Genomic DNA, 25010 nt, shown 5'->3' on the forward strand with positions numbered 1-25010 from the left:
GTCGTCGTCTCGTGTACCTCCGCGTCGTAGAACGGAAGATCCGCTTTTCAGGGACCGCCGGGATCGACGACACGGATTTACTACGTGGGGGTCTATTCCGAGCAATGGCACAACGATCCCTCCTCGTTCGCGCGCTGTGGTTCGTGTTCGTCGGCTGGTGGGCGACACCGATCGTCGTCAACACCGCGTGGCTGCTCAACGTCACGGTCGTCCTGCTCCCGGTCGGCATCAAGCTGATCAACCTCGTGCCGACGGTGCTCACGCTCGCGGAGCCGCGGTCGCTTTCGGCGCCCGAGTCGGCGCGGGGGCAACGCTCGCTCGCCGTCCGAGCGATCTACTTCATCCTCGTCGGCTGGTGGCTGAGCCTGCTGTGGGCGAACGCGGCGTCGTTCCTCGCGGTCACGGTCGTGGGGCTCCCGGTCGCGATCTGGATGCTCAACCGGCTGCCGTACGTCACGTCGCTGTACCGGTTTCACGGGTGACGCCGGCGGTCGCTGCCCGGTCGCCGAGATGCGGATTCGCCTGCCGCAACCCGCCTGCTCTGTGTGTGACGCTGATACAGACCGGGCCACGTGACCGGCATGCGCGCTGTATTCAGCATCGCTTTGCAAGGCGGCCCCCAGCGGAGAACTGCAACAGCGCCGGGGTCCGAGGGCCTGACAGACCCGCGATTCATCGGTTCCATTTCGGCGGATGTGATCGCGTCAGACAGCCGTCTCGACGGAAACCGGAATCGGAATTCAAATAGCCGTCTCGCTGTAACAACAGGTGTTCAAATGACAGAGGATAGCAGTTCCGGGCGCGTTCCCAGCCAACCCGTCGTCGTCCAAGAGAATACCCATCAGAACGAGATACCGGAGAATATCGACTCGGAGCTGTATTCGGCAGACAGTCCCGACAATTCGTTCCACGAATTCAAGATCGAGCGGGGAGACGACCTCGTAGAAGCGCTTCGAGAGAACGGCTACACGGTGGAGTTCAGAGACCGGTAGCGTTCGACTTTGGACGCCGTTGAAACCAGTCGAAGCGGATAGGGTCGGTGGTCGGAATACGGAGGCCCGTCTGGCCCGTGAGTAAGTGCGTCGGCTTCTACCCGTTGCCGGTCCGCTCGACGACCGGTGACGCGCGGCGCTCGTTCGGGCGGTCACTCCGAGCCACCGATCAGTCCAGGTTCAGCCGCACGTCACCCATCTGTTTCCCGCGGGCAACGAGGGTGGTGCCGTACTCGGTGCGTGTTCGACCCCATGCTTCGAGCGCGTCGTCGACCGACCCGTGGCTCGCAAGTGCGTCGGCGAGCGCGGTCGCATCGCCAGCCGCCTTCGCCGTCCCGGCGGCCGTGTGCGGCCGGGCAACGAACGCGGCGTCACCGAGCAGACACGCCCGACCCGCGACCATCGCCGGCACCGTCAGGTCGTAGATCGCCTGTACGAAGAGGTCCGGCGTCTCGCCCACGAGCGTCTCGAACACGGGCGGAAGCGTCGCTGCGCGCTCTCGCTGTCGGCGACCCACCGGTTCGCGCAACCGACCCGGTGAGACGGAGAACCGTCGTTCGGTATCGCTCGTATCCGTGAATATCGCACGCCGGTCCCGCCCGTCTAGCGTGTCGTACCACACCCAGTTGAGTCGACGCGATCCTCGTTCTGTCTCGCCGTCCGGGCCCGGGATGAAATACGCGAGGATGAGCTGATCGGTCCCTTGGTAGAACGTGAAGGTCCCGTCGAAGGCCTCGACACACCCGGCCGGAAGGGCCGCTTCGTCGACGACGCCACGCCACGCGACGTAGGATGCGAACTCCGGTTCCACGTTGGGATGCAGGTGAGCGCGCGTCGTCGACTGGCCGCCCTCCGCGGAGACGACTACGTCGGCAGTCCGTTCCGTCCCGTCATCGATCGTTACGGTCGCCGTCTCGGGCGTCACGGCTGTGACCGCTGTCCCGGTCCGGTATCGCTCGTCGGGGAAGGCGTCGCGGAGCTGTCGATAGAGCGCGTCCCACGACGTGAACACCATCGTCTCGGACACGGCGCGTTCGACGTCACCGCTCTCATCGAGAAACCGGCGCTCGTGAGACCGCGTCGTGATCGCTTCCGGGTCGACGAGATCGTGATCGCCGAGAAACCGTCGGATGTTCCGTTGGGCGACGATCCCGCCGCCGCGGCTTTTGAGCGCACCTGCCGACCGCTCGTAGATCGTCGGACGGTGGCCCGACCGTGCGAGCGCAATACCCGTGAAGAGCCCCCCCATCGATCCGCCGGAGATGAGGACGTCGAGACCGGAACCGGACTGATGGGACCGTTCGTTAGACACACTGGTCCGTTACTGCGTGACAGGTGAAAGCCTACGGATCCGCCGATACGGCGTGGCTTCCCGCGCCGCTTGCCGTTTCACGTCGGGCGTGACCGTGTCGGAACCGTCGCCGTCGGCGACCCGCGTCCGCTGTTCGACCGACTCTCCGTCGACGGCGCTGGCCGTCGGTAACAAATTCGCGAGGTCTAGGCCGTCCCGCGGTCGGATATCGGTAGTTCCTCGGCAATGGCAACATCGTGTCCGGCGGCGTACCCGTTCAACGTGGCAGCGAGCGGCGATTCACGCAACTCGTCGTCGCCGTATCCCGCCGCCTCGAACGCGTCCGTGAACGAGGAGACGGACCGGAGCTTGTACTTCTGATGGTAGTCCTCAGCGGGATAGAAGCGCGAGAGCTGTTCGATGCGTGTGCCGATTCCGTCGGCGGTGAGCCCTCGCGTAGCGAGGAACTCATCGAGGACCGCTCGTTGGTCTTCCGTCTCGGCTAACACGATACTCTGATACTGTGTTTTCTTCGTCTGGTGCTGCGGGTTGTGCGACGTGAACACCCGATTCAGAAGGTCTCGATACGCTACCGCGTCGGGATCGAACTCGACTTGCACCACTTCCGTGTGGTCGCCTAACGAGCGATACGTCGGATCGAGTTTTGTTCCGCCGGCGTAGCCGACGCGAGTGCGAACGACGCCGTCCATCGCACCGAACTGGGCGTCGGGCCCCCAGAAACAGCCGATCCCGAACGTCGCCGTGGCAGTCTCCGCACTATCCATCGCGCGGCGGTCGTACTCGCGTATCTGTGTTTGTGTGAGCGTCATCGGGGTCACCAGTCTGGAGAGTCGCCGAAGCGCGGGTCGCGGATCCCACCGCATCTACCACCATTCAGGCTCGCAGACGTATATGCTGAGTGTCGGTCTCGCTGCGCAGTTACCGCGGAAAGACGCTCTCGGTGTCGTGAGTTGCCGGAAGGGGTCATTCGACCGTCCGTCCTCGCTCGTCTCCTCGCCACGCTCACTCGGCGCCCGTCGAGTCGGGCACGTCACAGGGATACCGTCTACTCTCTGGCCTTTCCCGAACGACTACTCTTCGAGAGAGCTGCGAAGCGCTCGTATCTCGTCACGAATTTGCCGCCACTGCGTCAGATCTCCGGGGATGCCGGATTCCCGTCGACCGTCTCCACCGAGACCGTCGTCGTTCGCTGCCGTTCGATCGACGAGTGCCCGGATGGCACGAGGGTCTTCGATCGCCCGGAACGAGAGGTCGTCCCCACCGGCGATTTCGAACGTCACTGAGCCGTATCCGAAAATCGACCCCGTGATGTCCTGCTCGAAGGAGCTGTTCTGGACGGTTTCGAGGTTCGCCTGTGTCACAGACCGGGTCAACACGCCGCGTTTCACGTAGAGTGCTTCCTCCGTTATCACGTACTGCACGCCTTGGAGAGCGAAATAGTTCCAAAGCGGGATCGCCGCTCCGAGTGGAACGACCGCGAGGAAGAGCGGGGTCCCTCTGGCAACGCTGACCACGATTCCGGAGACGATGAGGAGAACGCCGACCACGACTGCTGGAAGGACGGTAGTGACCCGCGGGCGGCCGGACCATTCGACCGATTCGGTGGTGTCGAGCGGGATCGCCGGATCTATCGAATCCGTCATGGCTGGCTACCGTTCATCAGCCGACTCTTCGTCGGCGGTAGCGTTCTCGGCTCTCGGGTTGCTACTCGCGAACTCACTGTGGCCGGTGCTCCCTTCACCAGTCGGTCGTTCGTCCGCCGCATTACCGGTGTTGGACGTCGTGGCCGATGTGTTTCCCGTCGTCTCCCGTTGTGCTTCGACGGTAGAGCGGATCGCTCTGAGTTCGACGAGGATCTCGTCAAGTACGTCGCGCGTGGTTTCACCTGATTCCGTCGTCGGTTCACCACGGCTGCCCTTCACGCGTTTGTTGATGCGCTCTTGAACCTCGCGCGGTTCGGGGACCGACCGGAACTGCATCTCGATACCGGAGCCGCCAGCGGTCGAGATATCGACGTTCCCGTAGCCGAACTGCGAGCCGAAGAATCCCTGGCTGTAGGACGTGTTTTGGACCTTTCCGAAATCGATGCGCTGGACGTCACGTGAGAGGATCCCCGTCTTCTTGTACAGTCCATCGGTCGTCACGACGTACTGCGTATTCTCGCGCTGGAGATAGGTCCCGGCGATGACGAATAACCCGATGAGGACGAGAGCGAGAGGGATTCCGACGACAAGCGCCGGGATCAAGCTGCTCTCGTGTGGTTTTCCGGACCAAACGATCTCTTCGTCTTCGTCGAGGGTTAACCAGTCGGCAGTTTCAGGGTCGATAGTAGATGGCTCGGACATGCGAGGCACTTTGTCAGATGACTGTATTAAAACCCGACGAGGCGATAGCGATCGCTGTCCCTCAGTACGTCGCTTGAGACGAACACGCGCCGTATGCGTCCTGGAGGAGCATCCCCCCGAAGTCCGAACAACGCCCCTTCGTACGACGACGGCGAAAACTGCTGATCGGTGGTTCGTCAGTCCCCACCGGCACTGATACTCAGGAACTCGAAGTCTGGGCTTCGAGAATCGAACCGAGACAGTGAGAACGGCCTGGTCGGGACTGGCGGATCCTCGCCGGTCGTGAGACACCGGACGAGCCGCCCGGCGACGGGTGCGGACATCACACCGCGTCCGTGGAATCCGGCGGCGATGACGAGGCCGTCGGGAGCGTCCGCCGGCGAGTCGATTATCGGACGCGTGTCGGGCGTTGCCCCGTCGATTCCCGCCCAGCCGTCGACCACACGGAGGCGACCATCTGCCCGGAGGAACCGCGGAACGAGGCCGGCGACGTGGTCCTGGAACGCTTCGTCGGCACGTTCGCTCGCTGCCGTGGGATCGTCCTCGGCGAACGACCAGCCGCCGACGAGGAGATCCCCGTTCCCCTCGCGACGGAAGTAGACGTGCTCGCCGGGAATCCACCCCATCGGGAAGGCGTCGGACAACGACGAGTCCGGACGCAAGACCAGACACTGCGTCCGGTACGGTCGAATCGGAACTTCCAGAATGGGAGTCAGTAACTCGTTGACGCGCCAGCCGGTGGCCACGAGGACGTTGTCGCTGCGTATCGCCCCGTCTTCGGTGTCGACGCCAGTGACTCGTTCGCCGTCTTCGAGGATCTCCGTTACGGTCACCCCGGTCTCGAAGCGAGCATCGTGCGCCTCGGCGTCGGACTGTAGCGTCGTCGTGAGTGTGTACGGATCGAGGTGACCTGTGTCTGTGAACCGAACCGCACCGGCGAACGATGATGGGTCGATCTGCGGCCACCGATCCTCGACCTCCGACGGCTCCAAAAACGCAACCTCAACTCCGTCCTTTCGAAGACGGTCCACGCGCGCACGTGCCTCGTCCTCACGGTCAGGGGTAACGAGTTCCGCGCTCGGCGTCTGGGTGTACTCGAACGAGCCCGTTCCGTCGTACCTTCTGAAGAAGTCGGTCGCGTAATCGGCGATCTCCGGGTAGTCCGTGTAGGAGGGCTCCATCGTCACCTCACCCGCTGCCCGTGCCGTCGCTCCGCTCGCGATCTGGTCGCGTTCGAGCAGGAGTACGCGATGGTCCGGCGCGAGCTCGCGGGCGGCCGCACAGCCGATCACGCCGCCGCCGGTGACACTGAACCCGTTGAGGCGGCCGCGACAGATCCGCAGACCGTCGATCTGGACGGTCGGGTCGTTCTTCCGGGGTTCAACGACGCCCACACGCACCTCCTGTCTGTCGGGATCGATCAGTTGGAGACCGATCTTGCCGACACAGACGACCGCGCCGAAGCGCTCTCAATGCTCGGAGAGAACGCGGCTACAACCGAGCCAGGAGATTGGGTGCTCGGCTACAACTTCGACGAAACGACGTGGCCAGACGAGGACGGACACCTCACCCGAACCGATCTCGACGCGGTGAGCGAAGATCACCCCGTCGCGGCGATGCGCGTCGACGGCCACGCCGCGGCTGTCAACAGTCTCGCGCTCGACCGAGTCGACCTCGATGGTGTGGAGCGTGACGTGAACCGTAACGACGACGGCACCCCGACCGGGGTGCTCGTGGAAGACGCCGCCGGCCGCGTGAAACAAGCGACGTACCCGCGCGGCGACAAGGCCCGCCGCGCACTGGCGGCGGCGACCGAGCGGGCACACGAACTCGGCGTCACGTCGGTTCAGAACATGTCGGGGCTCACCGCGCCACAGGAGTTCGGCAGCCCGATCCACGCAGCGTTCTTCGGCGCGTGGCGAGACGACGAGCTGGGACTCCGCGTGACCTTTTATGTGCACTCCGGGAAGGCGGAGTCGCTGTCGAACCTCGAGATCGCCTCCGGGTTCGGCGATGACTGGCTCCGGATCGGCGGGCTCAAGACGTTCTCCGATGGGTCACTCGGCGCACGAACCGACAAGATCTCCGGCACCTACGTCGACGACCCCGACAACGATGGGACGATGGTGACGACCGAGTCCGAGCTCCGCGAGCTGTTCCGGACCGCCGCCCGAGCCGATCAGCAGATCGCCACCCACGCGCTGGGGGACGTGGCGGTCGACACTGTGCTCGATTGCTACGAGGCGGTGCTCGACGACTACCGCGTACCGGACCCGAGACTCCGGATCGAACACCTGGAACTGGCGACCGACGCCGCGATAGCTCGGATGGCTGACCTCGGAATCGTCGCGAGTATGCAACCGAACTTCCTCCAGTGGGCCGGCGAAGACGGGATCTACGAGACCGTCCTCGGGAGCGAGGCCCGTGGCGGGAACAACCGTTTCCGGAGCGTCCGCGACGCGGATGTGCCGCTCGCGTTCGGCAGCGACACGATGCCGATCGGTCCGCTCCACGGCATCCACCACTCGGTCAACGCACCACACGACACGCAACGTCTCTCCGTCGACGAGGCGATCGCCGCATACACGCGGGACGCGGCGTACGCCGAGTTCACCGAAGACGAGAAAGGAACACTCGAATCAGGGAAACTCGGCGACGCGGTCGTGCTTGATGCGAACCCATTCGCGGAGCCGGAGTCGATCGCGGATATCGACATCGATATCACGGTCGTCGACGGCAAAATCGCGTACGAAAGCTCGACGTAATCGAGCCGTCCGCTCTCCGGATATCACCTATTCAGACGATCTCAGCTGAGGGAGTGCTCCAATACCGTCTCGTTGGGTCTCGCGTTATACAGCGCGTGTCGGTGGTGTGGGTACATCCTGAACTAGCGGCACGCCGACCCGATTCTGTTCGGTACGGGTTACGGACGGCGAAAATTAATCGTCTGCCTCAAGATCTTTCACTACCGTTGCAGGATTACCCTGTACGACCACATTCTCGGGTACGTCTTCTGTTACGATTGCGCCAGAGGCAACGACTGCGTTGTCTCCAACCGTTACGCCGGGGTTGAGAACTGCCTGGCCACCGATCCAGACGTTCTCACCGACCGTGACGGGATTGGCATATTCCTGACCGCTGATCCGTTCGTCCGCGTCGAGCGGGTGGGTTGCGGTGTAGATATGCACACTCGGGCCAAGCATACAATTCCGCCCGATCTCCACCCGGCATTCGTCTAACATCACGCAGTCGAAATTCGCGTAGAAGTTCTCACCAACGTGGATGTTGTATCCGTAGTCACAGCGAAACGGCGGCTCAACGTAGCATTCGTCACCAAGTGAGCCGAACAGTTCCTCTAACAGGTTCCGTTGCGTCTCAGCGTCGTCCGATGTCGTCCGATTATAGCGTCTTGCGAGTTTGCGAGCACGTTCCCGCTCGGTCAACAGTTCGGGAACGTCTGCGTCGTACGGCTCCCCGTTCAGCATTTTTTCTTTTTCACTGCTCATGACCTCGAATGATCACCGACTCAGATACGCGTTCCGAACCCTGTTCCCACAACAGTCAGCGTACCACCTGAACGCACGTAGAGAAGGAGTCTACCTCACCGAGCTCTCAGTTACCCATCGAGCACGATACGAGTCGGCCTCGCCGAACCGGCAGCGCTTATCATCCCGAACGATTGGCTCCGTGCTGATTGGCGACTGTTTGGCTTCACCCGGAAAATAGACTTCTACAGACACATTCACGAGTCATCCACTCATCGGCCGGCTCGTTCGGACTATTACACCCAGAGACCGAGGCGCACTGTGTATACAGCAACGCCCGAATCAACGACTCGAAGTCTGCCAATAACACCGGACCGATACAGAGCGTGAAGTCAGCACGAATATGTGTTACCGTATCTAAATGAGCGAACGGAGAAGCACCGTCTCCGGACATTGGTCGGGAAGTGGCTTGACGATGTTGAATATCAGTGCGGCTGATAGAACCCACTCATCGGTCATTACACGACCGGTGCGAACTCATTCGGACCCGGTCGAGTGTCGTATCATGCTGAGTGACGTACTATCCGGTGTCGTCACACCGACGATACGTCGTTCCGTTCGACAGCGCTCGTAATCGCTTTCGAGCAGATTCGGTACCGGCAGTGAGTGGCGCTGAGTCGTATTCGTCTTCACCAAGGTCTGAGAGCTGTGGCACCGCTCCGGTCTCAATACCCAGATCGTGCGGGTTAGCCAGATACGCCTCTGGGTTCGAGGGCAGCGTCGTAGATGATTTCACTTCGGTCGGCTGTTCGTTCGGAACGGACGTGTAGGCGACTCCGGTGCGAGTGAGAGCGCGCTGAACCGCACGGTCACGCCCACGAGCCAGTTGCGAGTGGTCTTCGTTCCACACGACTCGTTCGACTCCGATACTCCTCGCGATACGCCCCACGACGTCGGTCGGGTCTCCGTGCTGTATCACGAGATCACCGCCATGGCCTCGGTACCAGTCTCGAAGCTCGCGGAGCGAACCGAGCATGAACGCGACTCCCAACCCGTCGGCCCGTGACAAGATCGCATCGTCCAGCACGAACACCGACACCAAACGGCTATCCTCCTGTTTAGCAGCGGTGAAGGCGGTCGAAAGCGCCGGATTCGGACTTGGCTGAAGCGTACGACGGTGCCAATGCAACTGCACACATACTCATAGGGGCTTTCGGTAAGAAGGGTTGCGACGTCCGGCTAACGAAACGATTCAACCTGTGGTGGACCTCCCACCTCCCCACTGAGCACACAACCGTGCAAGACACGCGTCCCCTATTCGGCAGGGCTGCTGAAGCTTATCATCATAGTGTAGATACGACCGGACGCGGTAGTGTTGAGAGTATTTTTTCTGTTCACGTGACGGCCCGGAATATCGATCCGCGCGCCGATCGCGCGATCCGCGTCTCCTCACGGATACGTCCGAATCCGAACGAAACCGAACGAATGTTGAACAACCTATAACTGCCGACGGGCCTCCTCATCGAGCATGGACACGCGTCATCCCACTCGCAGTCGATCCGATCGCTTCCCCAGACGGCGGGTCATCGCGGCCGCGGCCGCCACCGGTGTGGGAGCACTCGCCGGCTGTCTGGGAAGTGATGGCGAATCGGGGACCGACGACGGCGGCGACACCGGCAGCGACGGCGCCGACGACGGCGACGCAGCAGGCGAGGGTTCCGATGGGTCCACGGGAGAGGCATCGGCGACCGCCTGGCGGACGACAGAGTTGACCGACGTTCTGACGGATGAGGCGTTTCGTATCGACGAACTCGAGGGACCGGTCGCCATCCAGTCGTTCGCCGTGTGGTGCCCGAACTGCGAGCGCCAGTCGGAGTCGCTGTCCCGCGTGGACGAGTCGGTCACCGTCGTCAGTCTCAACACCGATCCCAACGAGGACGCCGAGAAGGTGCGGAACCACGCGGAAGAGAACGACTTCGATTGGCGGTTCGCCGTCGCGCCGGCGGAGATGACCCAGTCGCTGATCGACGCGTTCGGAGCGGCGGTGACCAACGCCCCGAGCACCCCGATCATCGTCGCCTGTGATGACGGCGTCGCGGAGTTCTTCTCCGGAAGCCAGCAGTCCGCCACGGAGATCGAGGCGGCCGCCGACGAGTGTTGAGATGGGGCTCGCTACCGAGATCGTAACGTCGTTCACTCTCGGCGTCGCGACGCCGCTGTCGGCCGTCTGTGTGATCCCGTTGTATCCGGGATTCCTGGCCTTCCTCTCGAACCAGGACGACGACGCGCCACCGATCGCCGTCCTCGGCGTGTTGGTGTCGATGGGCGTGATCGCCTTCATGGGTGTCGTCGGCATCCTGTTCACGACGCTCCTCGAAACGTCGCTGACGGCCGTCGTGGAGCGCGTCTCGCCGCCGGCGTTCGCCGTCCTCGCGGTGCTAGGGGTCGTGTTAGTCGCGGATCTACACCCGCAGGCCGCCCTCCCCACGGTCGAACCGCCTCAGACGCGGTTCCCGTCGCTGTCGGCGTTCGCCTACGGCGCCTTCTTCGGGGCGATCGTGTTGCCGTGTAACCCGGGGTTCATCTCGGTGTTCTTCGCTCGGGCGTTCCTCTTCTCCGATCCGCTCTCCAGTATCGCGAACTTCGGCGCGTTCGGCGTCGGGATGGCGAGCCCGCTGCTGGCGTTCGCCGTGGTCTCCGAACCCTGGCGCGACCGCGTACTCGGCACGCTGACCGGCAACCGCCGGCTTATCAACGTCGGTACTGGCCTCGTTCTGGTCGGGATCTCGCTGTACTACCTGTTCTTCGTCTTCGAGGTCGCCGGACCGATCGGCTGACCGTTCGAGCGCTGGGGCGATCAGCTGACCGTTCGATGATGTACGTTGAAGTTTGAACGAGATAGCACCCGATTTCCCTCCGACAGACCCATCCAACACCGCGTCGTACACGCGTTGCATTTCATCTTCATCCTCGGAAGGCCTCTCGAACGAGAGTGACCCGTCGCGGTGCGCATCGCCCGTCATGTACCGTAGAACGGACTGAAATCTCGTATTCCTTGCTCCAACGAGCTCAATGTGGCTGATCTCAGTCGCGTGTACGGTTCTATTCGACTTTGGACTGAGAGGAAGCGGTTGCTGAAGACAGAGGCAGTAGTCAGTATACCATGATTTTGGAGCAAATTTTTCTCAGCGCAGATGTGAGACACTGCCATGACAGATAGCAGTGAAGAGTCATTTAACGAATACATCCGTGGCAGAGGCCGGAGCCGATGACTGAACGAAGCGCACGCGATGAACCCGCAAGAGGGTCGAGCGACCACGCTGAACTGCTGTCAGAACTGGAGTCACACGAGCTTGTGCTCGCAGCGGACACTGTTGACGCGACTGACTCGTCGATGTTCGAGGTCCAGCAGACGGACGCCGACGGTACTTTTCCACAGTCGGTCGCGAGCGGTGGGCCGACGCCAACGGGCGTTATTTTGTGGACGCGAATCGCGCCGAACGCCTTTGATTCCGAGCTACCGCTCGGTGTGCAGGTGGCGACCGACGCGGGCTCTTCGACCCGGAAAGCACGGCTTCCGTCCGAACCTTGTAGTCCCCCGGCGGGAATTCGACGAGCGTCCCGGTCTCGTGAGCATCGTCCAGCGCTCCGTCGATCGGATCAGAACCGGTCGGATTCATTCCGAGATCGTCGACCGCGTTCACGGCTCGATCGAAACGGATCCCGCCCCTAAATCAACAGACACGTGCGAAGTGGAAGAACTAACTTTACTCGCCAGCCTCAACACCAACAGATGGCGTACGAGTACACCGGCGACGTCCACGAAGAGCTCGTCGAGTCCTATCGAGCAGGCGAATCGTCCCTCCCGAGTGACACCTCGCGGGTCTATCCTCCCCGCGATTCTCTGCGTGATGAACCACCTCTCCTCAAACAGCTCCTGTTTCCCCGATGCTGGAACGCGACGGAGCTGCTGGACGATCCCGACGAAACTCGTGCCCGCCTGACCGAGCTCGGCAGCTGCATACACACGGGTATCACGGCCTATTCGGATCGTGACGCAGACGATTTGACCGCGATCGTCGAACGGACGCTCGACCGGTTGCCGGCGATTCGACGGACCCTCGAAAAGGATGTCGAGGCCGCGTATAAGGGCGATCCCGCAGCAAAGAGCAACTGTGAGATCATCCGGTCGTATCCCGGATTCCACGCGATCATGACCCACAGGGTGGCGCACATCCTCTACGAGGAGGACAGCTTCGAGTACGCTCGCGAACTCGCCGAGTACTCGAAGGTCGAGACGGGCATCGACATCCATCCAGGTGCGGAGATCGGTGAGTATTTTTTCATCGACCACGGGACCGGGGTCGTCATCGGCGAGACAGCGACGGTCGGCGACTGGGTCCGGATCTACCAGAACGTCACTCTCGGCGCACTCCACTTCGAGGAGGAAGAGGGTGAGGACCACATGCTGGCGAAAGATTATAAGCGTCATCCCGACATCGGCGATCACGTCGTCATCGGTGCCGGAAGCAACGTACTCGGGACGATAGAAATCGGCGACCACGTGAGCATCGGTGCGAACGCCTGGGTGACCGACGACGTCCCGGACGACACGAGCGTGTTCATTTCGGATCACCCCGATCAGGAGCAGAAATCGAACAGGTAGTGGCTTCGGAGTTCACGGACAGTACGCGACACAACTCGGTTACGAAGCGCCGTCTCGTGTTCAAGACCGGGTCGAGGCTGCAAGGACGGCTCATACCCTTTGATTTGGCGGATTTCGGGCACCGCCGGTTGGCACGGATCTGCGAGAATGACGGCTACTTCGTCAGCCGACTGAAACAGAACGCAAACCCGGTGATAACAGAGGAACTCCGCGAATACCGTGGCGACGCCATTCGCTTGGAGGGAAAGCAGATCCACAACGTTGTAGACGATCTCTACCGCACGTGTATCGACGTAGAAGTGGACGTAGAGTTCAAACTGGAACCGTACAACGGCACCCGCTCGTTAGATACGAGGCGATTCCGCGTCGTCGGCGTCCGCAACGAGGACGCCGACGACTATCACCCGTACATCACGAACCTCCCACGAGAAGAGCTTCTCCCGTCGGATCTAGCAACCCTGTATCGGTGCCGGTGGGAGGTAGAGCTGCTGTTTCGTGAACGTCAACGACGGCAGCGCGTACTGGGAGATTCGCGCCCCCTTTCGGCGGTCACTCAGGCAAGCGAAGCGGAAAGGGGCGACTCGGCGGAAAGTACACTATCGAACAGATGACCCAGATCAAGACGGTGGCGGTCGATTATAGAAACGTGCGGTCACCCCGTTGACTGGCCGTATCGAGCTATCCGCTGGTCTATCCCAGTTTTATTCACAGATAATTGCGACCGCCGGACCTCACCTCTCACTAAGCCGTTGGGATCATCTTCACCCGACGCTGACGCGGCGGAGACCGATGGCGACAAGTAATTTTTCCTTAAAAATAACTGCCATAAAATATCATTGATAGCTATCTATAAAATCATATGTTCGCTACGTGTGGTAGTTTTGATATGCGTGCTGGATAGAGAGTTGTCACTACGGTGGTGTGGTTGAATGTGGTGGCTGTAAGCGATTTGTCGGTCAGCGATCCGAAGGAGCAGCGATTGAATGCCGTTGAGGGTCGTTGCTGAGACGTGGTGTGAGGTTACGCTGTCCATGTGCTGTGTAGCGTGTTCATTTGAACAGCATTCGTGGTAGATCGTCGGTGGTGGTTGTCATGCGATACTTCTCGCTTATAATATGTGTCTAATTTTATGAAGAATAGATCGTTGTACGCGGCGTAAATCGTTCTATCTGCGCTCTATAGGTCTATTCGTAATTGACAGTAATTTAATGTGTATGTCTGTCAATGATATCGGTATGCCTCGTGATCACACACGTGTGCTCGGGGAACCCCGAAACGACGGGACGAGGTACTGTGCAGCTGAACGGACACCGCCACGGGAAGAGCACGACACGGCTCTCGAACCCCATGGGCAGACGACGGTCGATGAGGCAGGGGGTGAGTGAGTATGCCCATCGACGTGACCACTGAGGTGGTCCTGCAGGGTGCCTTCGGCGGGTCGTTCGACGCCGTCTTCGACGCGCTCGGCGACCCCCCGATATGGCTCGGCGCGTTCGCCGGCGGTGCGTTCGGGGCGGCTATCGGTGCGCTACCGGCGTTCGCGTTCACCGGCTTCCTCGTCATCGCCGGCGCCGCGGCAGGCGTCATTGGGGCGCCGACAGGTGATTCAGTCGGACTCGTGGGTATCGGCTTCGGACACGTGTTTGGACCGCACATCTCCTTTGCAGGGGGTGCGGCCGCGGCGGCGTACGCCGGGAAGAAGGGATACATCGGGGCCGAAGACGGCTACCACAACGGCAAGGACATCGCGACCGCGCTCGGATGCAAGGTCGACGTGCTGGCGGTCGGTGGCGTGTTCGGTCTGTTCGGTATCGCGGTGGAGCAACTCTCCCGGCAGCTGCTGGTCCCGGTTGACCCGATCCCGCTGGCCATCTGTGCCAGCGCAGTCGTCCACCGGGTGGCGTTCGGCTACGACATCATCGGCGACGTCCGCGGCAGTAACATCCTCGACATGAGCCCGTTCGAACACGGCGAGAAGGTCGGCGCGGTCACCGACGGCGGTGAGCCGGTCGCCGGCGGTAACCGCGTCGAAAACGGTGGCGTCCCGAAAGCCGAGTGGTTGGCTACCGAGCCGTGGCTGGGACACATGTACAAGTGGCACCAAGTGGCCGCGATCGGCCTCGTGGCGGGTCTCGCGTCCGGGTACGTCGCGTTCCGGACCGGGAGTCCGTTCCTCGGGTTCGGGATCAGTGCCGCGTCGCTGCTGTTCTTGAACCTCGGGGTCGAGAAGGTCCCGGCGACACACCACATGACGCTGGCCGGCGGGACGGTGTTCGTCGCTCTGACCGCGTCGGGTGACGCAGCCCTCGCGGGACTCTCAGCCGGGGCTGCGCTGGTCGCCGCCGGGCTCTTCGGGGTGCTGGCCGCGCTGATCGGTGAAGTAGGGCAGCGGATCTTCTACGCTCACGGCCGGACCCACTTCGACCCGCCGGCGATCTCCATCGTCGTCTGGACGGTCCTGGTGGGTGTCCTCCACATTGCGGGCATCGTCCCGACCGGCGTCTGGATCCCGGGGACCGTCTGAGACGCAGCATGACACAGCCGGCTAGGTGCGGCGACACGTCCGCGGTGCCGGCCCCGAAGCGCCTGCCAGACGGCGACGGGCCGCGCCCACCGGTTGGTGTGTTGAGGGTGAGACGAGGGGAGCCGCTCGGTTAGTACGGTGACCGTGAATCGCTGGATCTGGTTCGGCCGACCATGCCGCGTCGCCCGGTCAGCTCAAACGAGTCCTCCTCGGGCTCGTCGATGGGGTCTGCATCCGCCCACAGCGCTTCGAAGAGTTCCTCGCCCCATTGAATCGCCGCGTTCGTTTCCGAGACAAGCGTCGCTCGCCACTCCCCGTCACCCCGGCTCGGGAAGACGAGACACAGCGAGTTGGCGGTGCGACCGAGGCCGAAATCGGCGGAGACGACTCTGACTTGGGCGTTCAGGAACGCTCGCTCTCGTTCGGGTTCGCTCCCGACGGTCCCGAGGAGCCGGTCGCGGACCTCACTTGTAACGAGCACCCGGGTGTTTGGATCGTCCGGAATGGCGTCGTCGAGGCCTCGGACGAAGACCGGGGCGAGGACGTCCGGTTCCTCGCCGGCTTCGATTCGTGAAACGAACGCGGAGACGTGTTTGTCGGCGGCCGGCATGTCGCCGCGAACGACGTCGTACTCGCTGATATCGGGTAACCGTCGCCGGAACTGGTCGGGTAGCAGTTCGAGGTCGTGGTGTTGCCAGTACTCGATGTCCTCGTCGAGGAACGCTTCGGTCGCCTGCCGACGTGCGATCGTGTCCGTCACGAGTTGTCCGCACGCGGTCAGTTGCCAGCCGTCTTCGGCCTCGGCGAGCGCGCCGCGTTGTTTGAGATTCGCCAGTTCTTTGTAGACGCCGGAGCGGCAGGCGTCAAGCTTCTCGATCAGTTTCGGTGTCGGCTGCGGTTGGTTCGCGAGCAGCCGGACGATGTCCTCCCGGATCGATGATGCCGTGACGAATTGACACACTGAATCCATGCGTAATCACCCGATCGTGGTTGTCGCGGCCACCCCGTCTGCGAACACGCTGCGCGTCCAACATCCGCCTGCGGATCCGTCGAATCCCCGGCTGTTGCCGTCTCAGCGGGGTAACTACCCGATATCACCTGCATATGGCAAATATCCTACTTAATTGTTGGTGTCTGTCAAGTAACGGAGTGGTACCCCCGGTTGATTCGCCACTGGCTTCGGAAAAGATGGCTGGTCAGCGCGGGTGGAGGACAAGCGGTTCAGTGCGGCGGTCGAGGGGTCGAACGGATCGCGCCATGTTGATAAGACGGCGGGGGGAACAGGAGGGGCGTGTCGGGTGAAGGTACTGCGGGTGAGGCGACGACGGCCGTGACGAGCGACCGTGCTCGCTGGGGGGTGCTCGCGGGCGCGATTCTGATGTCCGTGTCGCTTGCCGCGTACGAGCTCGTCCCGGCGAGCGTGACGCCGCTTATTCGAGGGTCGTTAGGGGTGAGCGCGTCGGAGGCCGGCCTCCTCGTGAGTGTCCTGTTCGGGACGGCGGTTCTCGCGAGCATTCCCGTTGGGGTTGTGCTCGACCGGACGAACTCCCGGTACGCCATCGCGGTGGCGGTCGGGCTCTTGCTCGTTGCCGGCGCGTGGGGGTGGTGGGCCGCGACCGGTGGCGCGTATTGGTCGCTCGTCGCCTCACGCGTTCTCGGTGGGGTTGCCTACGTTGTCGTGTGGAACGCGGGGATCGATATCGTCGGGCGGTCGTTTGATCCTGCGAGGCAGGGGACGGCCGTGGCGACGTTCACGGCGAGCGGGCCGGTCGGGTTCGCTATCGGGCAGGTTACCGGCCCCATCGTCGCCGAGGAGTTCGGATGGCCGGCGATCTTCCCGGTTTTTACGGGTATCGCGTGCGTAGGGTTACTGATTTTCTGGCCGATGAGCCGCGGCAGTGGACACGCGACCGGGACTGCGGCGCCGACGCTCGCGGATCTTGGCCGTGTTGTGATGGATCGCCGCGTTTGGACGGTCGGCGTGCTCGGGTTTCTCGGGTACGCGCTGTATCTGTTCGTGAACAGTTGGGCGCCGTCGTATCTCACGGAGGACTTGCAGTTGTCGTTGGAGTTGAGTGGTGCGCTCGTCGCGCTGTTTCCGGCTGTGGGTGTGGTTTCTCGGGTGACTGGCGGCGTGCTTTCGGATATCTTGTTCGGCGGTCGTCGCCGCCCGGTCGTGTTGCTGTCGTTTCTCGTGGCGACGCCGGTCATCGCGGGGTTTACAACGATTCGAACGGTTCCTGTTGTGGTCGCGGCGCTGCTTGTTGCCGGGTTCGCGATCCAGCTGTGTCTCGGACTGGTGTTCGCGTACGTCCGTGAACTGGTTGCGCCGGCTGTCGCCGCGACGGCTGTGGCGTTCCTCACGAGCGTTGGCCTTGCAGGGGCGTTTCTCGCGCCGATCGCTGCGGGGCGGCTCATCGAAGCGTCGAACTACGAGACGGCGTTTCTCGTCGCTGGCGTCCTCGGAGTGCTGGGAACGCTCTTGGCGTGGTTCGCGCCGGAGTCAGAGACGGCGTAACCACGATCACCTGTAGCGTGACGGTGAGGGTGGCTGGATATCGTCGGTCCTGCCGATCGTGGCGTGACCGACCTTGTCGGGGTTCTCGGCTCGGGGTCGCGGAACTGCGAGTGCTACGCTGTTGCTGGTCACCCTGAGAACGTGAGTCCTTGCAGGTTTCGTGTCGGGTATGCCCGGGGCAGTGCGGGTGCTCACACTTCACGGTGCGTGTCGCTACAGTCGGCGTACGCGAGCTCCTGCATCCACGCGTCGGCGTGATCGTGTGTCACGTCCGTCGTGTACCGGTTCTCGGTGTCCCACACGTATCGGTAGAACTGGTCCATCCGGTAAATGCGGTTTTGCACGGTGGTTTCGGCGTACCCGTTCGCTTTCTTCGAGCCGATGCCGAACGCGAGCAACCACTTGATCGCGGCTTCGCGTTCGGTCCGGTAATCGACGCGTTGCCGCTGGGAGAGCCGCTCGGCGGTCGGTTCCGGGACGACGGCGAACTCGCTCAGATCCATCGCTGGACCCTCCGTGAGCGTCCTGCGAGTCGGATTGCAGGGCAAATGTTTCTAATCGCTGTACTGCGTCGGGGTGTCCCGACAGCCAGCGTCACAGTAGTGGTGAGCCACTTGGGTTTTGATCAGTCCACGGGCTCGAAATCGCAGGACGACGACGGCAAAAGGATGCTCCGGCGGGGATTTGAACCCCGGTCATTGCCTCGAGAGGGCAATATGATTGGCCGGACTACACTACCAGAGCGCACGCCTGTTTAACGCATTTTCAGATACGATTGGATATTGTAAAACAGTTCCGTTTCGACGGTGCCGTGCGCCGGTTTACCGTGACTCGGGGTCTCCCGACCGAGGCGAGACCGACGGGCCGAGAACGCGGGACGACGCGGCGCTCAAACGTCGACGGCGAACGGAGCCGACTCGGTCGCGCCGTCGGCGACGGCCGCGAGCAGATCGGCGACGGCGTCGAGGTCGTCGAGATCGACGACCTCCACGGGCGTGTGCATGTACCGGTTCGGGATCGAGACGTTGAGCGACGGGACGCCGCCTCGCGCGGTGTAAAAGGCGTCGGCGTCGGTGCCGGTCCGGGAGCCCGCCGCCTGCAGCTGGACGGGGACGTCGGCGTCCTCCGCAGCGTCGCGAGCGAGGGCGACGAGCGACGGGTGGTTCGCGCTCCCGCGGCCGATCACCGGGCCGGCGCCGAGCTCGACCGGGCCCTGGCGTTCGCGGTCGACGTCGGGGTTGTCGGTGGCGTGGGTGACGTCGACGGCGACGAACGCGTCGACGTCCTCGAGGTCGACGCCGACCATCCGAGCGCCTCGGAGACCGACCTCCTCTTGGACCGTGGAGACGGCGTAGACGGTCGCGTCGGCGTTGCGGTCGGCCGCGCGGCGGAGCCCCTCGGCGGCCGCCCACGTCCCCGTGCGGTTGTCGATCCCGCGGGCGGCGATCCGGTCGCCGACCAGCTCCTCGCAGTCAGTCGAGAAGGTGACCGGGTCGCCGACCTCGACGTGCTCGCGGGCCTCGGCGGCGTCGGTCGCGCCGATGTCGACGAACTGTCCGGCGATCTCCTCGTACTCCTCATCCGACTGATCCCGGAGGTGGATCGCGGTCTGGCCGATCACGCCTTGGACGGGCTCGTCGGCGTGGACCGTGACGTGCTGGCCCTTCGAGACGGTGCGATCGGCGCCGCCGATCCGCGAGATCCGGAGAAATCCGTCGTCCAGAACGTCGCGAACGATGAACCCGATCTCGTCAGCGTGGCCGGCGAGGGCGACCGTCGGCGCGTCGGGGTCGCCCCGGTGGACGGCGACGGCGTTGCCGTAGGCGTCGACGGAGACGTCGTCCGCGAACCCTCGGACGTAGTCGGCCCAGACCCGCTGGCTCGGGGTCTCGAACCCGGAGGGACTGGCGGTCGCGAGCAGGTCGTCGAGGAACGTCCGGCCGCTCTCGTGCATGCACGCGAGTGACCGGACGCCGGGCAAGAAAGCGCCGGTCCGCGCGTTCGTCGGAACGAATTCGTCCGGCGGGCGAGCGACGAGACCGCACCGGCCGCCGGCGACCGCGCCGCCACGCCTAAATCGTTGCCGTGCGAACGACGGGATATGGCAGATTCGTCAGTCACGCTGTTGGAGATCCACCTCGGCGACGGTGACATCGAGATCGGGCCGTTCGACCTGTTCAATGCGGGCGACGAGTCCGCGACGGACGCCGACTCGGAAGCAGAGGCGGAGGCGGAAGCGGAGGCGGACGCCGACGCCACCGACGACGACTCCGACGGCGGCGTTTCGGCGCGATCGGTCGCCGGTCTCCTGCTCGCGCTCGCCGCGCTCGTCGCAATTGCGGTCGGCGTCGTGAAGCTCCGCGGCGACGACGAAGTCCCGTCGGGCATCGCCGGCGACGAGTGACCGGATCGACGCGGGCGCTCGCCGCCGAACCAACGCGGGCGCTCGTCTCCGAACCGACGCAAGCGATTTGAGGCGCGCACCCGTCTCCTTCGTATGGACATCCTCCGAAGCCTGCGCGCGGTCTCCGAGGCGTCCGGCACCGGCGTCGTCGACTGGGACCGGGCCGCGGCGGCCGCGAAAGCGAGCACGGACCCCGGCTCGGTCGCGCTCACACCGGGCGAGCGTGAGGGGTACGCCGCCGACGTCCGCGACGCCCGCACGCGGCTCGGCGAGGTCGCGGGGATCGCGTTCGACGTGCCCGACGAGATCGAGGTGCAGAATCGTCACCACTGGATCGACGCGAGCGTCGACACGTTCCGGGACGTGATGGCGCCGATCGAGGCGGCGGCGACGGGGCAGGCGAGCGCTCCCGGCGACGGGCGGCCCGCAGAGGGCGACTGGACGAGCGAGGGTCCGCTTGACCGGGTCCCGGATCCGTTCGGCGGAGGGCAAGGGAGCGCCGGCGGTGCCGGGGGCTCCGGTGAAATCGACGGTTTCGGCGGCCCGGGCGGTCCGATAGCCGCGTTCTCGCGCGACGTCTCGCGGATCGCCAACACCGGGACGATGGCGTTCGCGCTCGGCTTCCTCGCGCGGAACGTGCTCGGGCAGTACGACCCGCTGCTGCTCGCGGACGAGCCGGACGCGGACCACGGGCTCTACTTCGTCCACCCGAACATCGTGCGCGTCGCGGCGACGCTCGACGTCGACTACCCCCGGTTCCGCCGGTGGATCGCCTTCCACGAGGTGACGCACGCGGCCGAGTTCGGCGCGGCGCCGTGGCTGCCGGAGTACCTCGAGTCGCGCGTCGAGCGCGGCGTCGAAGGGCTCACCGCCGGCGAGGTGACTATCGGCGGGCTGGACACGGAGGCGTTCGCGGAGCTTCAGGCGGCGATGACGGCGGTCGAAGGGTACGCGGAGGTGCTGATGGACCGCGCGTTCGACGACGAGTACGCCGACCTGCGGCGCAAGCTCGACGAGCGCCGCGGGGGCGGCGGGCCGATCCGTCAGCTCGCGCAGCGCCTGCTCGGGCTGGGGATGAAGCGCCGCCAGTACGAGCGGGGCGCCGCCTTCTTCCGCCACGTCGCCGACGCCCGAGGGATCGAGGCCGCGGGCGCCGTCTGGGAACGCCCCGAGCATCTCCCGACCGCGTCCGAGCTCGACGACCCCGAGGCGTGGCTGACGCGGGTCGACCCGTGACGGCCGACGCCGCGGATCAGGACAGGTCGAGCGCTATCGGCGTCTCGCCGCCGAGGTTGTCGCTCACCGGACACCGCTGCTCGACGCGAGCGAGCCACTCCTCGCGGGTCTCGTCGTCGACCGGGTCGCCGTCTCCCGATCGCAGCTCCGCCTGAACCGACGCGCGGACCTCCTGAAAGCCGGCGCGCGAGTCGACGTCGGCGCCCTGGAACTTCGCCGGGTCGAGGTCGCCCTCGAGGTCGACGGTCAGTTCGGCGATTTCGATCGCCATCTCGTCCGCGACGACGCGGCCGACGATGCTCAGGCAGCCGCCGAGCGAGCCGAGCAGGTACTCGACCGGATTGGGGCCGGCGTCGGTGCCGCCGAGCGATTCCGGTTCGTCGATCACGAACTCGAAGTGGCGGGTCTCCGCGCGGACCCGGGTCCCCTCCTCCAGTTCGGTGCGGGCGTCGAACGTCGCGGTCTGCTGGGACGTGTCGCTCATACGCGTCGGTACGCGGCGCTCGGATATCAACGCGGGGGAGCGTTCTCACGTCCAGAGACCGGCTACGCCAGTCGCTTGTCGCGGAACGCCCGGATGACGTCTTGCCGGGCGATGATTCCGACGAGCCGGCCGTCGTCGTCGACGACCGGAACTCGATTGATGTCGGGGTCGTCGCCGACGAGCAGGTCGAGCACGTCGTCGATCGGAGCGTCGGGAGTCACCGTCGCCACGTCGGTGCTCATCACGTCGGAAATCGGGCGGTCGGCGTTCCGGATCATGTCCACGCCCAGGTCGAGGTCTCCCCACGGCGCCTTCACCTGATACGTGAGCGTGTCGACGAACGGGGGGAGTCCGATCGGGATCCACAGCGTCTCGTCGTCGGGCTCGAAGAGGTCGACGAGGTCCGACTCGGTGACGACGCCGACCACGCGGCCCTCGTCGTCGACGACGGGGAAGCCGCTGAACTCGTAGCGGGCGAACTTCTTGAACGCGTCGGCGACGTCGTCGTCGGGGGCGACCGTCTTCACCTCGGCCTCCATCAGGTCACGCGCTTGCATACGGTCGCCGACGCAGTCGGGGGCCGTAGGCGTTTCGACCGCCGAGAGATAAATCCGAATGACAATCGACTTACCAAACGGAACGATATATGTCAATCCGCGAGTGTTAGTCGGTATGGACGACTCGCGGCCCCGCGGCGGCGACCCGTTCGCCGGGCCGACCGCGAGCGTCGACGACGCGCAGCTCCGGCGGATCGGGGCCGTGCTCTGGGCGCTCGCGTTCTGCTCCGTGACGGCGGTGATCCTCTTTTCGGAGGGCCGCCTCGCCGGCCTCGGCTGGCGCGACGCGACGCTCATCGCCGTGCGGACGTTCGCCGGCGTCTTCGCCTTCTTCGCCGTGTTCCCGCTCATTTTAGCGGCGCTGTCGGTGCTCAGGCTGCGCTGAGGGAGTGTGGCGGTCGACGCGACCGAATCGGCGACATCGCCGGTCCCCGGACGGTCACTCTCCGGCCAGTGCGGTCGCGAGCGACGACGCTAGCTGTCGCCGAGCGCGTGAGTCCAATAAAGAAAGACCGCAAGGGGTCGGCCCGCGAGGGCCGATGGTTAGCGAGCGTGGTGAATCGCTGCTGCGTTACTCGGTACGCCGCGTCGCGAGGAGCGCAGCAGCGATGAGGGCCACGAGGGCCACGAGCGCGCCGAAGCCGGGCGTGGAGTCGTCGGTGCCGCCGTCGCCACCGTCTTCTCCGTCGCCACCGTCTTCGCCGTCGTCACCGTCGCCACCGTCGTCGCCGTCGCCACCGTCACCGGAGGCTTCGATGGTCAGCGTGCCGGTCGCTTCGTCGTCCTCGGTGGCCACACCGTGCTCGTACTCGCCGGCGTCGAAATCGGACGTGTCCGCGGTGAACTCCACCGTGGTGTCCTCGCCGCCGGCGAGAGTGACGTCTTGGCTGTCGATCTCCTCGCCGTCGAGCGTGAGCGCGACGGACTGGGTGGCCTCCTGCTCGCCGGTGTTCCGGATCGTGGCCGAGACCGTGACCGAGTCGCCGGCCGTCGCGGTCGCCTCGGTCGGGTCTAGGTCTGAAACCTCAAACACTGCGGGCTCCTGCACCTGCTCGACGACTTCGCCGTCAGCTTCCAGCTCGTCGGTGAGCGGGGAGTTGCGGGTCGAAACGGTGAACGTGTCGTTCACGGTCTGCTCGCTGAAGTCGAACTCACCGGAGAACGTGCCGTCCGGCTGGACGACGACCCCCTCGGTGTTCTTGATGAACTCCGTCGCCACATCGTCGCTGCGGACGCGGAGCGCGAGCTCCGTGCCGGGCGCGACGTTCATCTCGCCGGAGACGCTCTGGTCTTCGGCGTTCGTGACCTGGACGGGGTCGAGATCGAATGACCCGTCGGCCTCCTCGAGGTCGAAGGCCGCGTCGGCCGACTCGTACGCGTCCTCGATCTCCTCGTCGCTGTCGTCCTCGTCGGCGTCGGTCAGGAGCGCCGTCTCGATCGTGAAGTCGACGTCGTACTCGTCGCCGTCCTCGCCGCCGACGTCGCCGGCGCTGACGAAGACGTAGTACTCGCCGTTCGCGTCGTCGTACACGACGTCGAGGTCGTCGGCGGTGAGCTCGTCGCCGAGCTCGGCTTCGACGGCCTCCTGGTTCGCGCCGGGGTTCTGCTCGGTGAACGTCAGCGACACGGCGTCGGCCGAGGCCAACTCCTCGAGCGCCTCCGCGTTGCTGCCGCCCTGTGCGGCGAGCGCGCCTTCGAGACCGGTCGCGTCGATCTGGTGGACCAACACGTCGCTCGGGTCGCCGAGGGCGGCCGTGTCCGTCTGCGTCACGACGTCGTCCTCGACGCCGGCGGTGATCGCTTCGACGGCGGCCTCGTCGCCGTCGTCGCTCTGGACGTCGACGACGTCGTCGCGAACGTCGGCGCTGGTGCGCCAGAGGACCATCTCGCCCGTGGAGCGCTCCTCGATGAGCAGCGTCCCGATGTCGCTCACGTCGTCGATCGCGTCCTCGGCGTCGCCGTCGTCGAGCCCGGTCGGGCTCGCGGAGACGGCGTAGTCGCCCGTGTCGAGCAGGTCGACCAGGTCGCCCCGCTCGCCGCCGAGGTCGACGTCATCATCGTCGTCGTCGGCCTCGACGACGGTACCGTCGTCGCGGCCGGCCGCGTACGTGTTGAACAGCACGGTGACTTCGCCGTCGTCATTGCCGTCCTCGACGCTGATGTTGGCCTGATAGTTGTTCTCCTCGAAGTCGCCGATCACGACCGAGCCGGAGTCGGTATCGTCGAGCTCGACGGTGACCTCGGCGACGTCGCCCTGCGCGACGGTCGTCGTCCCGTCGGCGAGCGAGAGGTCGCCCTCGCCCGCTTCGGTCACGCTGATCGAGGCGGTGTCCGCGGCGGACGTGTCGGTCACGTCGAAGCTGAACTCGTACTCGCCCGTCGACAGGTCGTCGACGCCCGAGAACCCCGCGTCCAACCTGCCGCCGGTGACGCCTTCGAGGGTGATCTCGTCGCCGTCGTCGACGTTCGACACGTCGAACTCGCCCT

At 64.3% G+C, this 25010-nt stretch carries 24 protein-coding genes, 1 tRNA gene and 2 pseudogenes; 13 read left to right on the forward strand and 14 right to left on the reverse strand.

The window, feature by feature from the left end:
• Nucleotides 1-104: 104 nt before the first annotated feature.
• Together DJ75_RS04425 and DJ75_RS04430 are read left to right on the forward strand one after the other, a co-directional pair.
• Nucleotides 105-482, forward strand: a complete 378-nt coding sequence (locus DJ75_RS04425) for a YccF domain-containing protein (RefSeq protein WP_094522920.1) — start codon at nt 105-107, stop codon at nt 480-482.
• 294 nt (nt 483-776) lie between these two features.
• Complete coding sequence (locus tag DJ75_RS04430; protein WP_094522922.1) at nt 777-992, forward strand: hypothetical protein; 216 nt, start codon at nt 777-779, stop codon at nt 990-992.
• Nucleotides 993-1161: 169 nt separating this feature from the next.
• Here DJ75_RS04430 and DJ75_RS04435 read toward each other — a convergent pair whose 3' ends face one another.
• The 5 genes from DJ75_RS04435 to DJ75_RS04455 all read right to left on the reverse strand — a co-directional run bounded on the left by DJ75_RS04435 (nt 1162) and on the right by DJ75_RS04455 (nt 6043).
• The gene (locus tag DJ75_RS04435) at nt 1162-2304 is read right to left on the reverse strand and encodes an FAD-dependent monooxygenase (protein ID WP_094522924.1); all 1143 of its coding nucleotides are present in this window, start codon (nt 2302-2304) and stop codon (nt 1162-1164) included.
• 185 nt (nt 2305-2489) lie between these two features.
• Complete coding sequence (locus DJ75_RS04440) at nt 2490-3113, reverse strand: peptide-methionine (S)-S-oxide reductase (RefSeq protein WP_094522960.1); 624 nt, start codon at nt 3111-3113, stop codon at nt 2490-2492.
• A 261-nt stretch (nt 3114-3374) separates the two neighbouring features.
• The gene (locus DJ75_RS04445; RefSeq protein ID WP_094522926.1) at nt 3375-3947 is read right to left on the reverse strand and encodes a PH domain-containing protein; all 573 of its coding nucleotides are present in this window, start codon (nt 3945-3947) and stop codon (nt 3375-3377) included.
• Between the two features lie 6 nt (nt 3948-3953).
• Nucleotides 3954-4649 (reverse strand): PH domain-containing protein, encoded by a 696-nt coding sequence (locus DJ75_RS04450; protein WP_094522928.1) that lies wholly within the window; start codon nt 4647-4649, stop codon nt 3954-3956.
• 176 nt (nt 4650-4825) lie between these two features.
• Nucleotides 4826-6043: an FAD-binding oxidoreductase gene (locus DJ75_RS04455; protein WP_254921876.1), complete on the reverse strand. Its 1218-nt coding sequence runs from the start codon at nt 6041-6043 to the stop codon at nt 4826-4828.
• Between DJ75_RS04455 and DJ75_RS04460 the strand changes: the two genes are divergently transcribed.
• Nucleotides 6002-7414, forward strand: coding sequence for an amidohydrolase (locus DJ75_RS04460; protein WP_254921877.1), 1413 nt, complete (start codon nt 6002-6004; stop codon nt 7412-7414). The genes DJ75_RS04455 and DJ75_RS04460 overlap by 42 nt on opposite strands.
• Nucleotides 7415-7588: 174 nt before the next feature.
• Here DJ75_RS04460 and DJ75_RS04465 read toward each other — a convergent pair whose 3' ends face one another.
• Together DJ75_RS04465 and DJ75_RS04470 are read right to left on the reverse strand one after the other, a co-directional pair.
• Complete coding sequence (locus DJ75_RS04465) at nt 7589-8155, reverse strand: sugar O-acetyltransferase (protein WP_094522932.1); 567 nt, start codon at nt 8153-8155, stop codon at nt 7589-7591.
• 559 nt (nt 8156-8714) lie between these two features.
• Nucleotides 8715-9329, reverse strand: a complete 615-nt coding sequence (locus DJ75_RS04470; protein ID WP_094522934.1) for a deoxyribodipyrimidine photo-lyase — start codon at nt 9327-9329, stop codon at nt 8715-8717.
• A 333-nt stretch (nt 9330-9662) separates the two neighbouring features.
• On the opposite strand from DJ75_RS04470, the gene DJ75_RS04475 reads away from it, so the two are divergent.
• From DJ75_RS04475 to DJ75_RS04500, 6 genes and pseudogenes are all read left to right on the forward strand, one after another.
• Complete coding sequence (locus DJ75_RS04475; protein ID WP_141211972.1) at nt 9663-10295, forward strand: TlpA family protein disulfide reductase; 633 nt, start codon at nt 9663-9665, stop codon at nt 10293-10295.
• 1 nt (nt 10296) lies between these two features.
• Nucleotides 10297-10971 (forward strand): hypothetical protein, encoded by a 675-nt coding sequence (locus tag DJ75_RS04480; RefSeq protein WP_094522938.1) that lies wholly within the window; start codon nt 10297-10299, stop codon nt 10969-10971.
• 557 nt (nt 10972-11528) lie between these two features.
• Nucleotides 11529-11684, forward strand: a pseudogene (locus tag DJ75_RS18965) (PhoD-like phosphatase N-terminal domain-containing protein); the annotation flags it as partial.
• 243 nt (nt 11685-11927) lie between these two features.
• Nucleotides 11928-12800: a serine O-acetyltransferase EpsC gene (gene epsC / locus DJ75_RS04490; protein ID WP_094522940.1), complete on the forward strand. Its 873-nt coding sequence runs from the start codon at nt 11928-11930 to the stop codon at nt 12798-12800.
• 56 nt (nt 12801-12856) lie between these two features.
• A pseudogene (locus DJ75_RS04495) lies at nt 12857-13300 on the forward strand (transposase); the annotation flags it as partial.
• 887 nt (nt 13301-14187) lie between these two features.
• Nucleotides 14188-15324 (forward strand): hypothetical protein, encoded by a 1137-nt coding sequence (locus DJ75_RS04500; RefSeq protein WP_249269157.1) that lies wholly within the window; start codon nt 14188-14190, stop codon nt 15322-15324.
• A 130-nt stretch (nt 15325-15454) separates the two neighbouring features.
• Here the strand turns inward: DJ75_RS04500 and DJ75_RS04505 are convergent, their stop codons facing one another.
• A complete protein-coding gene (locus DJ75_RS04505; protein WP_094522942.1) occupies nt 15455-16294 on the reverse strand; it encodes a winged helix-turn-helix domain-containing protein in 840 nt (279 codons plus the stop codon).
• A gap of 408 nt (nt 16295-16702) precedes the next feature.
• Between DJ75_RS04505 and DJ75_RS04510 the strand changes: the two genes are divergently transcribed.
• Nucleotides 16703-17842, forward strand: a complete 1140-nt coding sequence (locus DJ75_RS04510) for a nitrate/nitrite transporter (RefSeq protein ID WP_094522966.1) — start codon at nt 16703-16705, stop codon at nt 17840-17842.
• A gap of 191 nt (nt 17843-18033) precedes the next feature.
• Here the strand turns inward: DJ75_RS04510 and DJ75_RS04515 are convergent, their stop codons facing one another.
• The 3 genes from DJ75_RS04515 to DJ75_RS04525 all read right to left on the reverse strand — a co-directional run bounded on the left by DJ75_RS04515 (nt 18034) and on the right by DJ75_RS04525 (nt 19796).
• Nucleotides 18034-18345, reverse strand: a complete 312-nt coding sequence (locus DJ75_RS04515) for a hypothetical protein (RefSeq protein WP_094522944.1) — start codon at nt 18343-18345, stop codon at nt 18034-18036.
• A 166-nt stretch (nt 18346-18511) separates the two neighbouring features.
• Nucleotides 18512-18586 (reverse strand) — tRNA-Glu (locus DJ75_RS04520).
• Nucleotides 18587-18731: 145 nt separating this feature from the next.
• Nucleotides 18732-19796 carry a M20/M25/M40 family metallo-hydrolase gene (locus DJ75_RS04525; RefSeq protein WP_094522946.1) on the reverse strand — a complete coding sequence of 355 codons (1065 nt, stop codon included), beginning with the start codon at nt 19794-19796 and terminating at the stop codon, nt 18732-18734.
• 147 nt (nt 19797-19943) lie between these two features.
• Here DJ75_RS04525 and DJ75_RS04530 point away from each other — a divergent pair, with 147 nt between their 5' ends.
• Together DJ75_RS04530 and DJ75_RS04535 are read left to right on the forward strand one after the other, a co-directional pair.
• Nucleotides 19944-20246 carry a hypothetical protein gene (locus tag DJ75_RS04530; protein WP_141211973.1) on the forward strand — a complete coding sequence of 101 codons (303 nt, stop codon included), beginning with the start codon at nt 19944-19946 and terminating at the stop codon, nt 20244-20246.
• Between the two features lie 93 nt (nt 20247-20339).
• Nucleotides 20340-21482, forward strand: a complete 1143-nt coding sequence (locus DJ75_RS04535; RefSeq protein WP_094522950.1) for a zinc-dependent metalloprotease — start codon at nt 20340-20342, stop codon at nt 21480-21482.
• Nucleotides 21483-21498: 16 nt separating this feature from the next.
• Here the strand turns inward: DJ75_RS04535 and DJ75_RS04540 are convergent, their stop codons facing one another.
• Both DJ75_RS04540 and DJ75_RS04545 read right to left on the reverse strand, forming a co-directional pair.
• On the reverse strand, nt 21499-21966 hold the full coding sequence (locus DJ75_RS04540) for an OsmC family protein (RefSeq protein ID WP_094522952.1): 468 nt from the start codon (nt 21964-21966) through the stop codon (nt 21499-21501).
• A 62-nt stretch (nt 21967-22028) separates the two neighbouring features.
• The gene (locus DJ75_RS04545; protein ID WP_094522954.1) at nt 22029-22523 is read right to left on the reverse strand and encodes an HPP family protein; all 495 of its coding nucleotides are present in this window, start codon (nt 22521-22523) and stop codon (nt 22029-22031) included.
• A gap of 115 nt (nt 22524-22638) precedes the next feature.
• On the opposite strand from DJ75_RS04545, the gene DJ75_RS04550 reads away from it, so the two are divergent.
• Nucleotides 22639-22908: a hypothetical protein gene (locus DJ75_RS04550; RefSeq protein ID WP_094522956.1), complete on the forward strand. Its 270-nt coding sequence runs from the start codon at nt 22639-22641 to the stop codon at nt 22906-22908.
• Between the two features lie 186 nt (nt 22909-23094).
• Here the strand turns inward: DJ75_RS04550 and DJ75_RS04555 are convergent.
• A partial coding sequence (locus tag DJ75_RS04555; protein ID WP_094522958.1) for a BGTF surface domain-containing protein occupies nt 23095-25010 on the reverse strand: 1916 nt, incomplete at its 5' end.

The sequence above is a fragment of the Halorubrum sp. Eb13 genome (genome assembly GCF_002252895.1).
Lineage (GTDB): Archaea > Halobacteriota > Halobacteria > Halobacteriales > Haloferacaceae > Halorubrum.

Coding starts and splice junctions, on each gene's coding strand:
- DJ75_RS04505 (WP_094522942.1), bottom strand. CDS start 16,294: ATGGATTCAGTGTGTCAATTCGTCACGGCATCATCGATCCGGGAGGAC.
- DJ75_RS04440 (WP_094522960.1), bottom strand. CDS start 3,113: ATGACGCTCACACAAACACAGATACGCGAGTACGACCGCCGCGCGATG.
- DJ75_RS04425 (WP_094522920.1), top strand. CDS start 105: ATGGCACAACGATCCCTCCTCGTTCGCGCGCTGTGGTTCGTGTTCGTC.
- DJ75_RS04450 (WP_094522928.1), bottom strand. CDS start 4,649: ATGTCCGAGCCATCTACTATCGACCCTGAAACTGCCGACTGGTTAACC.
- DJ75_RS04535 (WP_094522950.1), top strand. CDS start 20,340: ATGGACATCCTCCGAAGCCTGCGCGCGGTCTCCGAGGCGTCCGGCACC.
- DJ75_RS04500 (WP_249269157.1), top strand. CDS start 14,188: ATGCCCATCGACGTGACCACTGAGGTGGTCCTGCAGGGTGCCTTCGGC.
- DJ75_RS04465 (WP_094522932.1), bottom strand. CDS start 8,155: ATGAGCAGTGAAAAAGAAAAAATGCTGAACGGGGAGCCGTACGACGCA.
- DJ75_RS04545 (WP_094522954.1), bottom strand. CDS start 22,523: ATGCAAGCGCGTGACCTGATGGAGGCCGAGGTGAAGACGGTCGCCCCC.
- epsC (WP_094522940.1), top strand. CDS start 11,928: ATGGCGTACGAGTACACCGGCGACGTCCACGAAGAGCTCGTCGAGTCC.
- DJ75_RS04430 (WP_094522922.1), top strand. CDS start 777: ATGACAGAGGATAGCAGTTCCGGGCGCGTTCCCAGCCAACCCGTCGTC.
- DJ75_RS04475 (WP_141211972.1), top strand. CDS start 9,663: ATGGACACGCGTCATCCCACTCGCAGTCGATCCGATCGCTTCCCCAGA.
- DJ75_RS04480 (WP_094522938.1), top strand. CDS start 10,297: ATGGGGCTCGCTACCGAGATCGTAACGTCGTTCACTCTCGGCGTCGCG.
- DJ75_RS04550 (WP_094522956.1), top strand. CDS start 22,639: ATGGACGACTCGCGGCCCCGCGGCGGCGACCCGTTCGCCGGGCCGACC.
- DJ75_RS04515 (WP_094522944.1), bottom strand. CDS start 18,345: ATGGATCTGAGCGAGTTCGCCGTCGTCCCGGAACCGACCGCCGAGCGG.
- DJ75_RS04445 (WP_094522926.1), bottom strand. CDS start 3,947: ATGACGGATTCGATAGATCCGGCGATCCCGCTCGACACCACCGAATCG.
- DJ75_RS04510 (WP_094522966.1), top strand. CDS start 16,703: ATGTCCGTGTCGCTTGCCGCGTACGAGCTCGTCCCGGCGAGCGTGACG.
- DJ75_RS04540 (WP_094522952.1), bottom strand. CDS start 21,966: ATGAGCGACACGTCCCAGCAGACCGCGACGTTCGACGCCCGCACCGAA.
- DJ75_RS04525 (WP_094522946.1), bottom strand. CDS start 19,796: ATGCACGAGAGCGGCCGGACGTTCCTCGACGACCTGCTCGCGACCGCC.
- DJ75_RS04530 (WP_141211973.1), top strand. CDS start 19,944: ATGGCAGATTCGTCAGTCACGCTGTTGGAGATCCACCTCGGCGACGGT.